Origin of the sequence: Paenibacillus mucilaginosus 3016, from assembly GCF_000250655.1 — a bacterium.
Classification (GTDB): Bacteria; Bacillota; Bacilli; order Paenibacillales; family NBRC-103111; genus Paenibacillus_G; species Paenibacillus_G mucilaginosus.
On record NC_016935.1, the window covers coordinates 5,957,132 to 5,969,482 of the forward strand.

Consider the following 12,351-nt stretch of genomic DNA (forward strand, 5'->3'; position numbering starts at 1 on the left):
GGGGACTCCGGTCCCCCCGACCTGTTCAACTCCGGAACCATCGTTACGGCTGCAGCGCCGCTTCGCGCGGCGGCTCCGGATACAGCTCCGACGACAGGTAGCGCTCGCCCGAATCGGGCAGAAGCACGGCGATCAGCTTCCCGCGGTACTCCTTCCTGCGGGCGAGCTTCGCGGCCGCGAAGACGGCCGCTCCGGACGAGATGCCGACGAGCAGCCCTTCGGTCCGGGCCAGCTTCCTGGCCGTCTCCACCGCATCACGGCTGCGTACCTGCACGATCTCGTCGATGACGCTGCGGTTCACGATGCCGGGCACGAAGCCCGCACCGAGCCCCTGAATCCGGTTGCCCGGACCGGGACGGCCGCCCGAGAGCACCGGAGACTCCTGAGGCTCCACCGCCACGATGCGGACCGCGGGACGATGCTCTTTCAGGAATTCTCCTACGCCTGTGATCGTCCCTCCAGAGCCGACCCCGGCCACGAAGACATCCACCTGCCCGTCGGTATCCTCCCAGATCTCCCTGGCGGTCGTCCGCCGGTGCACCTCCGGGTTCGCCGGGTTGTCGAACTGCTGGGGAATGAACGCGTTCGGGTGAAGAGCCGCAAGCTCCTGCGCCCGCCGGACCGCGCCGCCCATCCCTTCGGCGCCCGGGGTCAGCACAAGCTCTGCGCCAAGGGCGGACAGCAGGCTCCGCCTCTCCGTGCTCATCGTGTCCGGCATCGTCAGAATGAGCCGGTACCCGCGGGCCGCGGTTACGAAGGCAAGCGCGATGCCCGTGTTGCCGCTGGTCGGTTCGATGATCACCGTATCCTTGGAGATCAGGCCGCGGGCCTCCGCATCCTCGATCATCGCATACCCGATCCGGTCCTTCACGCTGCCAGCCGGGTTGAAATACTCCAGCTTCGCGGCCAGCCTGGCCTCGAGCCCCTCCGCCTGCGCGAAGCGGGAGAGCTCCAGCATCGGCGTCCGGCCGATCAGCTCCGTGAGATTGTGGGCGATATTCACGGGAATCACTCGCTTTCTATACAGGGTTTGCTGGTAATCCTAATCGGAATAGATGACAATACCATCATACGCCCCCCGGAGCCCGATGTACAATCCGGACGACGTCCCTCCCGCTCCCCCACTATGGCCAGGCCTCCGTAAGCACGCAAAAAACACGTCTCCCCGACTACAACCCCCGGGGGAGACGTGCCTGCTATCCGCTTACGCGGCTTACACTTCGAACCGTTTGACAATCTCCTGCAGCTTGTCCGCCGTTTGCGCCAGATTCTCCGCGGAGGAGGAGATCTCCCGCATGGATTGAAGCTGCTCCTGGGCCAGCCCGTTCACCTGCTCCGCCGTCTTGGCCGTTCCCTGCGAGATGCCGGCCATGCTGAGCACCGACGCGGTCACCTGCTCGGACGCCGCGCTCATCTCCTCGGCCACCGCCGAGATCTCCTGGATCTGGCCGGACACTTCCTTCATCGATTCCATGATGGCATGGAAGTTCTGCGCGGCCTGGCCCGTGGTCGCCAGGCCGTCCTTCACGCGGCCCTTCACCTGCTCGAGCGAGGCGGCCGTCTCTCCGGTCTCCGTCTTGATCTCCTGGATCAGACGGGAGACCTCGGCCACCGAGCGCGAGGACTGCTCGGCCAGCTTCCGCACTTCCGAGGCGACGACGGCAAAGCCGCTGCCGTGCTCGCCCGCCCGGGCCGCCTCGATCGCGGCGTTCAGGGCAAGCAGGTTCGTCTGCTGCGAGATGCCCTGAATCGCCCCGAGGATCTCCTCGATCTCCTCGGAGGTGCGGCGCAGCCGGCTGAACGAATCGTCGGACTTCTCGACCGCTTCGTCGATCTCGGCCATCTGGCCGACCATCCGCTGCATCGATTCGTCCCCTTCGGCAGCCTTCAGGCTCGTCCCATGCGACGAATCGGCCACGCCCGAAGCGCTCTCCGCCACGCGCTGGATACCGGCCGCCATCTCCTCGAGGGCGCGGGCGCTCTCGGCCATCGCCTGGTTCTGGTTATCGGCGCCTGCGGCCACCCGGTCGATCGCTTCCGCGATGCTGCCGGCCTGTGCCGAGGTCCGTCCGGCGCCGCCGGACAGCTGCTCGGACGAGGAGGCCACGAGCACGGTCGTGCCCTGCACCTCCCGGATCACGCTGTGCATCGATTCCGTCATCTCATTGAAGGCCTGGGCCAGACGGCCGATCTCGTTGCGGGAGATGAGCTGGACACGCTTCGTGAGATCTCCTTCCTTGATCCGGCCGGCGGCTTCCACCAGCTCGTCGAGCGGGCCGACGATCGCCCGGCGGGTGGAGCGGACGAGCAGCGTGCCGATCAGGAGCATGACTGCAAGCACGGACACCATTGTGATGAGAATCGGATTCGCCTTCTGTCCATACGTGGAGACCGCCATCATCGTGCCTACCTTCCATCCCGTCAGGGAGCTGGTGGCATAGACGATTTCCGTGGATACCCCGTCGACGTCGACAATGATATCCCCTTCGCCGCCCACCATGTCCTTCACCCAATCGCCCGCCGGCTCGCCGGACTTGAAGTCCGGGTGATAGAGGATCTTGTTATCGGAGGTGAGCAGCATAAGCTTGCGGTCCTTGTCCTTGTTGAGCCCCGTCATGACCTCAACCAGCTGATCGAGGCTCATGTCCACCGCGAACACGCCCGAGCCGTCGCGGAAGGTCTTGGAGATGGAGATGACCTGCTTGCCCGTCGTCGTGCTGAGGAACGGTCCATAGATGACCACCTCGCTCGGGACCGCCGCCGCCCGCTGATACCAGGGGCGCGTCGTCGGGTCATAGCCGGCCGGAATCGGATCTTTTACGGACTGGATTTTGCGTTTGTCGGAAGTGCCTACATATACGTTAAGCAGTTCGGGATGCTGCGCCTGATAGGCGTCCAGCCGGGCCTGCAGGGCCGGAACCGCCGAAGGCTGCACGGTATCCGCCGTCAACTCGCCGGCAAGGAAGGCCGTATCCGCTTTGAGCGGCTGGATGAGCCCCTTCACCCAATCGGTAACAAGCTGGTTCGTCTCCAGCGAGCTGACCTGCAGCAGGCTCTTGACCTCGCCCCGTGCCGACGTATACGAACCGATGCCGATCAGGACACTAGGGACAATCAGCAGGGAATACATCGAGACGAGGAGCAGAATACGGATGGAAATGTTCGTGAATTTCATGTTTCTCTCCCCTTTTTTGTCTGTGCTAACCAGATTTACGCCGCAGCATCTGCCGCCGCGCACATCATTCACCTCCTTATATCGGCCGGCCGCCGCCAAAAATGAAGTCTCTCCCGGCCGCAGCACTCCCCCGTCTCCGCTGCGTCTCCTGCTCTCTCCACGCCAAAGAGCCGTGCCTGCCCCGAAACTCCACGTTTCGGGATCGACACGGCTCTTCGCCGGCCTTCGCTTATCCTATGCCGTTTCACGCTCCTCCGGTGCCGCCACGGCCTGAACGGGCCGGAGCGTTACGCTGCTGCGGCCGTCCACGCCGACCGGCACGTCTCCTGCGATCGTAACCCGGTGAACCACCCGGTGCTGGCTGCCGTAATCGTTGACCGCATAATGCTGTGTCGCCCGGTTGTCCCAGATCGCCACATCGCCGGCCTTCCAGCGCCACCTTACGGTGTTCTCCAGCTGGATGACATGGTTCTGCAGCACCTCGAACAGACGCGCCGAATCGGAGGACGAGAGACCCACGATCCGCTTGACGAAGTGCCCGAGCAGCAGCACCCGCTCTCCGGTCTCGGGATGGACCCTCACAATCGGATGCTCGGTCTCGTATACGGTGGAGGCGAAGACCTCCTTGTGCCGCCGGGCGGCTTCCTCGGAGGCCTGTGGACGTCTGGCCGCATAGTCGTAGTCGTTGGAGTGGACCGCACGCAGCTTGTCCGCCAGCTCCCGGAGCTCGGCGGGCAGGTGGGCATAGGCCGCCGCCGTGTTCGCCCACACGGTATCGCCCCCAGACCCCGGCACGGTCAGCGCCCGCAGGATCGACGCCTTGGGATAATCGGCGACGAAGGTGACGTCCGTGTGCCAGGAATCCGCGCGTCCGCCATGCCCCGAGGAGTCAAGCTCGAGCACGTAATCGCTTCCTTCCTTCACAGGAACCGTCGGATGGGCGACCGGTTCCCCGAGCAGGCGGGCGAACGCCTCCTGCTCCGCGTCATCCAGGTGATGCTGGTCCCGGAAGAACAGCACCTTGTGCTTCAGCAGCGCCTCGTTCAATTCCTTCACGGCTTCGGCATCGAGCCCGCCCGACAAGCGGACTCCTTCCACGACGGCACCGATTCTCCCCGCCACAGGTACAACGCTCAGTCCGGCCGATTCCTTCTTCTCCGTTGTGCTCATTCCTGCATCCTCCCTTGAACTGTGATGGGTACACACCCCCGGCTCCGACAGCCGGCAGCAGCAAAAGGCCGGTGAGCAGCGGTGGGCTGCTTGCCGGCCTCCAGTGTACTGGTGGGCGATTCCGTTAAATAAAAATAATTCTTATCGGATTAATATGAATTATATTCGACGCATCCTTGCCTGTCAATACCCCCGATGATTTGTAAATAAATTCCTTACAAATCGGGCGAACCTGTTTCTTCCGGCCCCCATCGGGTTATTATGTTAGTAACTACATAACGTTGGATGGTGATGATGATGCGGTCCACAGTGACGGCCAAGATCGAGTCCCTCCGGAGCGAACTCAATGAACTCGCTCCCCAAAAAGACAAACTGGTGGACAGTGCAGTCATCCGCCTCAGCCAAGAACTCGACAGGATGATTATGGATTATTATAGAAGCAGAACACGCCCCGAGGGTGCAAAGAAGGCACGCGGCAGCCGCTGCATTCAAAATTAATCCTGCTCGGGAAGCCTTGATGAACCCGTTTCTCTCCCCGAGAAACGGGTTTTTGGTATGCGACTGGTTTTGGGCATGCGACTGGTTTTGGGTACGCAACGGATTTTTGGAATGCAAGGTTGGGTGTGCCCGGGCTGTGATTCTCCCGAATAGCCTCCGCAAGCGGAGGGTTATAGTAAAGAATAACAACCCCGTATGGAGGAGGCGCCCGCCGTGGAATTTTTCACTCATCAAGAGAGCTTGACCGCCATGCAGTGGGTGCTTCGGGCGGTGACCGCCTACCTGTTCCTGATGATTGCCGCCCGCAGCATGGGCGAGCGGTCGATTTCCCAGCTGCGGCTGACGGACCTCATCATCGCCCTGCTGCTCGGCAATATCATTGCCCATCCCCTCTCCGACGAAGAACTTGGGCTTGAAGGGTCGATGATCACCAGCGCTTCCGTAATCTTTTTGTATGTTCTCACAACCAAGATCGCGCTCAAGTGGAGCTTTCTGAGGCATTACCTGGAGCCCGCACCCCTTCCGCTGATCCGCAGCGGAAGGCTGATCCGTGAGCATCTGCACAAAGCCCGGCTGACGATCGATTACCTGTTCACCGAGCTCCGCGCCCAGGGCGTGGATGAGATCGGCAAGGTGGAGCTGGCCTTGTGGGAGCCCGGCGGCATTCTGTCCCTGTTCCTTAAGCCCGAATACCAGCCCGTCACCCCTGCAGCCCTCGAGCTCTCCACCGAGCCCTTCCATCTGCCGATGCCGGTCATCAAAGACGGGCGCATCGACCGCAAGCAGCTCCACGTGTTCGGCCATACGGACGAGTGGCTGCTGAAGAAGCTGGCCGAGGCCACCCCTCTGGCTCCCGAAGAGATTCTTCTGGCCACGCTGGATGATCAGGAACGGCTCCAGGTCTATGCCAAATAATCCGTCAGGCCGCACAGCGAGAGCACAGGAAAAAGGGAAGGAGCAGGGCTGACGCCTCTACTCTTCCCCATCCGTGTTCCCATACCCGGCCGCCGGCCGGATCCAGCCGATCTCCACTTCGCGCTCCCGCGCGTAATGTACCAGAGGAGCCCCCTTCAGTGTGAAGGGCAGCCCCTGGCCGGCCGTCATGGAATTCTCCGCCAGGCGCACCTCGGCCATCTGCAGCCGCCACGGCTCATGCGAGATGTCGCACCGCAGCACCTCCCCGCCGCGCTTCACGGTAAACAGCGAATAGCGCTCGGTCAGCCAGTGGACCAGTGACCCCGGGGCTGCCGAGAAAGGGGCCGACAGCGGACGGTACATGCCGCAGAAGGCCGTCTCCCCGGCCCCGCCGCCCCGGGTCCGCCGGCACGCATACCGCACCCAGCCTTCGCCCGGACCGGACGCAACCGACATTTCCGCCCGGAAGTACGGGAGATGATAGAACCTTCTGGCCAGCGCTGCGGCAAGCGCATGCGATGTGTCCAGGGAGAAAAAAATACACGCCGGGCCTGCCGCCCACCCGGACATAGGTCCGCACATTCAGCTCCGGAAAAGCGCTCCCGCCCGGGATCGGCGGAAGCCCCCGGGCCCGGATGCCGTTCATGCGGAAGGGCACGATACCGATCCAGGCCTCGCCCCCGTACGTATCGAGGGGCAGTCCCGGCGGAAGGCAGCTTTGCAGCCGTGCCGGCGGCAGCGGCCAGTGGGCGAAGAGCAGGTCGAACCAGCGCTGCTTCATGACCCAGAAGCGGTTCCCCGCTTTGCCGCCGCACGGTCCGGACGGCTTATCGATACTCTGATGATCCAAGGGCTTCCTCTCTCCTTTCCTTCCCCGGTTCCTTTCCGTCGCCTCCCCGAATGCTCCGCTTTGTCCGCCTCAGCATCAGGAACAGCAGCACCGGCAGGAGAACCTCGACGGGAAGCGCCACCACCGGCCAGAACCGGTTAAAGCCCAGCATCTGGGTCGTGTTGTCGAAGAGCCAGAAGGAGCCGACATAAGCGGCGAGACCGAAGGGGTTAATCAGCTTGCGGGCGGACAGCCCGGGGAACATCCGGTGCAGGCCATGGCAGACGACAAAGAGGCTGTAGGCCACCTTCGTAATCATCGTCGGCAGATAGATGCCGACCAGCGGCAGATCGAACCGGTCAAGGAAGTCCGTAGCCCGGATCTGGCGGACCATCTCATAGGTGGGAAAGAGCACCCGGTCCGGAATCAGCGTCCCGAGGGTCAGGATCGTATACAAGGTAAGCAGCAGCAGCGCGGTCATCCCCGTCAGCATCGCTGTAAGTCCGGTGCGGAAGCGGAACACCGGCCCGGGGCAGATCAGGGGCAGGGCGATGATCTCTCCGATATAAGGAGCAACGATGTAAGCTCCCTGCAGCGGCGGGATCAGCCCCCGGTCGAAGAAGGGCCGGATGAACCGGAGATCGAAGTCCTGGAAGAGAAAGACGGGGATCAGGACGATGACGATCAGCAGCACCGGCAGCCACAGTTCGGTCATTCGTCCCAGAATCTCCATCCCTCCTCTGGCGATCATGATGACTGTGATGACGAGCAGCGAGGCCGTCACCGTGAGCGGCGTAAGGGGCAGGAGAATAATGTTTACGAAGTCGATCAGCATCCGCAGGTCCCGCATCAGCACGAACAGATAGAAGAAGATGAATACCGCGGCCAGAAATCGCCCGGCTGCCGGCATCGAATCGATCATAACGCTGAACAGATCCTGTCCCGGAAAACGCCGGGATATCCGGGCAAGCATCCAGAGCACCGGAAGGAAAAACAAAACGGCCGCCCCATAGGAGAACCAGGCATCCATCCGGGCCAGACCCAGCACGAGGTTAGGCACGGAGATCAGCGTCGTGTTCAGGATATAAGCGATGCCGATCAGAATCAGCTGCCGCTCCGATAATTTCTCCATCCACGGATCCTCCTTTAGGGGCTTGGGGGCACATATGGTTCGAGCAGCTTCTGAAGCAGGATCGTAGGCCTCGGCGTCTGGAACGTCATCTGCAAATAAATCCATGCGGCCAGGGATACCCCCATGATGCCGTACACCAGCCAGAGGCCCCGTCCCCGGCTCCCCTTAAAGTCTCTCCAGCTCCACGCGCCAACCAGCGCCGTCAGGACGATCATGGCCAGCAGGTCTCTACTCATGATTCATCATCCGTTCCTTCCGGCCGATCGGCTTGACGATCGTCCCCGTATGCTGTACCTGCGTATGCACGCTGACCGCCATCTCGACTTCTTTATATTTCTCCCGCCACTGGTCCCGGATGCCCCTCCACACCTTGGGCTCGCTGCGGTACAGAATATCCCCGAACCCTACCGGGTCCGACCCGTACTCGGTTTGCAGCGCCTTCAGGCTTTTCTCCACCATGCTCTTGATCTTCCGGTTCAGCGTCTCCTCCAGCTTGGCGTGCGTGTAATCCTTGCCCGAAATATAGTTCGACTGGTTCTCCGCAATGGAGCCGCGGGCACGAATGTCGATTCTCATCGTAATCTTCCCTCCGCTGACGACAGGACGAATCCGGGTCTGCGCAACGGCGAACTGCACCGCCTGCATGCCGGTACCGCCGGGCGCCGGCAGCACGATGGTCGGACGCTTGGCCTCATTCATCGCCCACAGGACGCCTTGGGCTTCCTCGCCCTTCAGCAGCCCGGCCAGCTTGTCCTCCCGGAAGACGGCCAGGCCTTCAAGCTTCATCATCGGCTTCTGTTGACCGGAGCGGCCCGGTTTCGTCCGGTCCACGACGCAGTAAGGCAGCGCCGGGTCCATCCCCTCCGACAGCAGGGCATGCACGGTCTCCTTCACCGTACGGGGGGTGCGCATATAATTCAGCGCCAGCTCCCGGATCATCTCCGTCGGGATCTTCTCGACCTCCACATCGACATCCATGAAGTCCCTCGCGTCCCCTTTGGTCACCAGGATATAGCCGGTCATCCGGTTCTGCGGAACCCTCGCCACGATGTCCAGGATGGGCGCAAGCCCGGACCGGGCCGCTCCCTCTCCGATGACGAGCACCCGGCGGTGGGCAAAATACAGCTGCCGGGACATCGCCTGCTGCTGAATATTGTTCGTTTCCTTGAGTGAGGTGCCGGTCACGGAATCCAGATGCCAGCTCCGGCTGCCGCTCGTGCCTCCCCCGCCGCCCGAGCTTCCCACCCCGCCGAGCTGCCCGGCCAGCGGGTAGAGCACTGTCGTCCGGTAGCCCTCCTTCACCTTGTCGATCCCGGTTCCCGAGACGAAGGCCACATCGTTGACTTCCCTCCGGTCCCAGCAGCCGGTCAGCAGAGGAAGACAGAGAACCAGAACGGCCGCCTGTTTGCACTCACGTCGGAACATCCTCTACTCATCCTTTACTCCGGGAATGGGGCGGTGGGGCAGGCCGCTGGCCCGCCGGCATTCTCTTGCGGTTCAGCCCCGTGATGCTCAGCGGCCTGCGGCTCATTCTCCACCAAGGGACACGGACCAGAATGTCGCCAAGCTCACCCTTCTGATACGGAGCCATACCGGACAGGTACGGCACGCCGAAGGAGCGCAGCTGGCACAGATGAACAGCGAGCCATAGGGTGGCGATGACCATGCCGAACAAGCCGAAGAGCCCCCCCATGATCATGATCGGAAATCGGAGAATCCGGATCGAGATTGCCGCATTGAACCGCGGAATCGTGAAGGAAGCGATGCCCGTCAGCGACACGATGATCACGATCGGCGCCGATACGATGCCCGCCTGCACCGCAGCCTGCCCGATCACGAGCGCCCCGAGTATGGAGACCGCCTGGCCGAGGGTTTTCGGGAGGCGGATGCCCGCTTCGCGCAGCGCCTCGAACGCCACCTCCATGATCAGAGTTTCGATCAGGGCGGGGAACGGAATCGACTCCCTGGCGGCGGCGATGCTCAGCAGCAGGTTGGTCGGAAGCATGTCCTGGTGGTAGGTGGTGACGGACACATAGATGCCGGGCAGGAACAGGGCGAAGAACAGAAAACCGAGCCGCAGCCACCGCAGCAGCGTGCCGATGAAATAGCGCTCGTAATAATCCTCGCTGGCCTGCAGCATCTCCCAGAACGTAACCGGCGCCATGAGAACGAACGGCGTGCCGTCGACGAACACGGCGAACCGGCCTTCAAGCAGCTGGGCCGCCGCCGTATCCGGCCGTTCCGTGTAATGCAGCTGCGGGAATGGGGAGAAGGCCTCGTCTTCGATGAATTCCTCGATATAGCCGCTCTCCAGAATCCCGTCAATGCGGATATGCTCCAGCCTGCGCTTCACCTCGCGGATCACTTCCGGGTCGGCGGTTCCCTCGAGATAAGCGAGCATCACCCCGGTCCGCGTCTGTTCGCCCAGCGTGAAGGCTTCCAGCTTCAGGTCCGGGGACTTGATCTTGAAGCGGATCAACGCCGTATTCACGTGGATATCCTCCGTGAAGCCTTCACGGGGCCCGCGCACAACCGCCTCGGTTGCCGGCTCCTGCACCGACCGGCGCGTTCCGCCTCCGGTGCTGATCAGCAGCGCTTCCTCCTGCCCCTGGCAGAAGACCGCCGCCCGCCCGCCGAGGATCGCATCGACCACGGACCCGTAGTCCGACGTGCGGGAGAGCTCCGCGGAGGTGATCAGCGGGGCCAAGTCCGCTGCGGCTTCTCCGCTGCCGGCTGCGGCCAGGAGCGGCCGCAGCACCTCTTCCCCCAGCCGGGCGGTATCGACAATGCCGCTGATATAGACGAGGCAGTACCCGTGCTCAGCCGGCACACCCTCCGTCATCCGGAACACCACGTCCGCACAGCGGTCGAACGTGACTTGAAGCCTTGTCATATTCTCGTCCAGCTCCCGGGAGACCCGGGGCTTGGCCGTATGCCGGATACTTGTCATAAGCCCCCTCAATCCATGCTCTTAGGTGAAATGGACTTTCCTGGAAAGCCGGTGCCTGCAGCTCCGGGGTTACCGGCGGCTGCGTTCTTAAGCATGAAGTATTTCCTATCGGCGCCAGAACTATCCATGGGAGGGCACGGCGGCCCGGCAGGCGGAGCCTCAACAGAGAAGAGCACAGATGAGATGAGAAGAGGAGAGGAGCGGCCGCCCCTCTCCTCTTCTTACCCCTGGCCTTCAGAGGACAGCTTCCCCCCATCCAGCAGCTTCTTCAGCAGCCGTTTCGGTGCGGTCCTTCCGTACCCCTCGACAATCAGCTCACGGAGCTCCTCCCAGGGCACGCCCTCCGGGGGGCTGACGGAGACCCAGCCATGCTGCCCGATATAAGGCGTGCGGGTATAAGGCCCTTTCTCCAGCAGGAAGGCCTGCGTTTCCTTGTCCGCCTTGACGGAGATCGAGACCCCATCCGCCTGTTCTCCCATGAAGACGAACGGCTTGTCCCCCACCCGAAAGGTGGTATGGCCGAAGCCGTCGACCTTCTCCACCGACTCCGGAAGCTCCCGGCAGACGTCTCTCACTTGGTGCAGCAGCGCCAGTCCCGCCGCTGAAGAGATGGTTTTATGTGATCCTTCCATTTGCTGCATCCTCCTTGGTTATGAATGCCTCTCTTCTCCTATAGTGCCACAAGGAAGGGCGGACCGAAAGCGCCCTCCGGGATTAACGGATGGAACGGGAATGATCGGTGGACCGTCCGGAAAAAATAGGTACGATTTTATCCATCGACGGGAGGACACTGCCCATGCACCATGCGGTCCCTTATTTCATCCTGAGCGCTGCAGATCTCCTCCTCCTTCTATGGGTTTGGCTGCGGACCAGACAGTCTTTCATGTTCATCCTGCTGCTGGTCTACACCGGCATGGTTTTTACCTTTGAGTATGTGATCATGGTGCTGCTGGGCAGCTATGTGTACCTGCCGCAGATTGTTCCCTGGCGCCCTTACCAGGATAACGTGATCGGAGCGACGATCTCGAACGTATTGACCATTCCCACCCTGTCCGTCCTCATCGTCATGTTCAGACTGCGGTGGCTCCCGGTCCTCGGCATCACCCTCGCGGTCTGTGCCGTGGAATGGCTCTTTGTCCGGCTGGACGTGTACGAGCTGCACTGGTGGAGAATAGCCTACACGCTCGCCGCGCTCACCTTCTTCTTTCATCTGGCGAAGGCCTGGGTATATGCGCTCGAACGCGGCTTCATGGACCGGGAGAAGAGCAAGAGGCTCATCGCCTTCCTCAGCCTGCTCATGGCGTCCTTTGCGCTTGCGGCCACCATGATGTTCGTCTTCTCGCTGGCAGGCATCCGCTTGTTCCGGGCGGGGGTATTCCCCGAGCCCTACCATGACGACGTGGTGCTGGCCACCATCGACGCCTTGACCAAAGCCTGCATTCTGGCCGCCGTACTGTATACCACGCGCCGGCTCCTGTGGAGGGGGCTCACACTTCCGCTCTTCGCAGGTCTGCAGCTGTGGCTCCTCCACACGGACCGTCTCCGGATCTTCCTGGCCCAGCCGGCTTACTTCGCCCTGTACCTGCTCTGCTGCCTCGGAGTGCTGGCTGTGGTCTCCCGGATCGACGGGCGGATCAAGCGTATTGCCGGACTCGATTGAAGAAGAATGGAGATGGCCGCAT

Annotated in this window: 12 protein-coding genes and 1 pseudogene; 3 read left to right on the forward strand and 10 right to left on the reverse strand. The window is 62.2% G+C overall.

Features of this window, described 5'->3' with window-relative positions; translation table 11 throughout:
• Positions 1–43: 43 nt before the first annotated feature.
• The 3 genes from cysK to PM3016_RS24290 form a co-directional block, all read right to left on the reverse strand.
• Positions 44–1,003: a cysteine synthase A gene (cysK, locus tag PM3016_RS24280; protein WP_014371322.1), complete on the reverse strand. Its 960-nt coding sequence runs from the start codon at positions 1,001–1,003 to the stop codon at positions 44–46.
• A gap of 210 nt (positions 1,004–1,213) precedes the next feature.
• Positions 1,214–3,175, reverse strand: a complete 1,962-nt coding sequence (locus tag PM3016_RS24285; protein WP_143768154.1) for a methyl-accepting chemotaxis protein — start codon at positions 3,173–3,175, stop codon at positions 1,214–1,216.
• Positions 3,176–3,409: 234 nt separating this feature from the next.
• Positions 3,410–4,345, reverse strand: a complete 936-nt coding sequence (locus tag PM3016_RS24290) for a TauD/TfdA dioxygenase family protein (RefSeq protein WP_014371324.1) — start codon at positions 4,343–4,345, stop codon at positions 3,410–3,412.
• A gap of 297 nt (positions 4,346–4,642) precedes the next feature.
• On the opposite strand from PM3016_RS24290, the gene PM3016_RS24295 reads away from it, so the two are divergent.
• Both PM3016_RS24295 and PM3016_RS24300 read left to right on the forward strand, forming a co-directional pair.
• Positions 4,643–4,843 (forward strand): aspartyl-phosphate phosphatase Spo0E family protein, encoded by a 201-nt coding sequence (locus PM3016_RS24295; protein ID WP_236628907.1) that lies wholly within the window; start codon positions 4,643–4,645, stop codon positions 4,841–4,843.
• A gap of 213 nt (positions 4,844–5,056) precedes the next feature.
• Positions 5,057–5,758 (forward strand): DUF421 domain-containing protein, encoded by a 702-nt coding sequence (locus PM3016_RS24300; protein WP_013919277.1) that lies wholly within the window; start codon positions 5,057–5,059, stop codon positions 5,756–5,758.
• Between the two features lie 57 nt (positions 5,759–5,815).
• On the opposite strand, the gene PM3016_RS40200 is transcribed toward PM3016_RS24300, so the two are convergent.
• The 7 genes and pseudogenes from PM3016_RS40200 to PM3016_RS24330 form a co-directional block, all read right to left on the reverse strand.
• On the reverse strand, positions 5,816–6,328 hold the full coding sequence (locus PM3016_RS40200) for a DUF2071 domain-containing protein (protein ID WP_238540314.1): 513 nt from the start codon (positions 6,326–6,328) through the stop codon (positions 5,816–5,818).
• Positions 6,329–6,350: 22 nt separating this feature from the next.
• Positions 6,351–6,539: pseudogene (locus tag PM3016_RS40205) on the reverse strand (DUF2071 domain-containing protein); the annotation flags it as partial.
• A 46-nt stretch (positions 6,540–6,585) separates the two neighbouring features.
• Complete coding sequence (locus PM3016_RS24310; RefSeq protein ID WP_014371326.1) at positions 6,586–7,719, reverse strand: GerAB/ArcD/ProY family transporter; 1,134 nt, start codon at positions 7,717–7,719, stop codon at positions 6,586–6,588.
• A 14-nt stretch (positions 7,720–7,733) separates the two neighbouring features.
• Complete coding sequence (locus PM3016_RS24315; RefSeq protein WP_014371327.1) at positions 7,734–7,955, reverse strand: hypothetical protein; 222 nt, start codon at positions 7,953–7,955, stop codon at positions 7,734–7,736.
• A complete protein-coding gene (locus PM3016_RS24320) occupies positions 7,948–9,144 on the reverse strand; it encodes a Ger(x)C family spore germination protein (RefSeq protein ID WP_014371328.1) in 1,197 nt (398 codons plus the stop codon). The genes PM3016_RS24315 and PM3016_RS24320 overlap by 8 nt, the downstream gene beginning before the upstream one ends.
• A 7-nt stretch (positions 9,145–9,151) precedes the next feature.
• A complete protein-coding gene (locus PM3016_RS24325; protein WP_014371329.1) occupies positions 9,152–10,669 on the reverse strand; it encodes a spore germination protein in 1,518 nt (505 codons plus the stop codon).
• Between the two features lie 221 nt (positions 10,670–10,890).
• Entirely contained in the window at positions 10,891–11,301 is a 411-nt protein-coding gene (locus PM3016_RS24330; RefSeq protein ID WP_014371330.1) for an MmcQ/YjbR family DNA-binding protein, read from the reverse strand.
• A gap of 164 nt (positions 11,302–11,465) precedes the next feature.
• On the opposite strand from PM3016_RS24330, the gene PM3016_RS24335 reads away from it, so the two are divergent.
• Complete coding sequence (locus tag PM3016_RS24335) at positions 11,466–12,329, forward strand: hypothetical protein (protein WP_014371331.1); 864 nt, start codon at positions 11,466–11,468, stop codon at positions 12,327–12,329.
• The last annotated feature ends 22 nt before the right edge of the window (positions 12,330–12,351 follow it).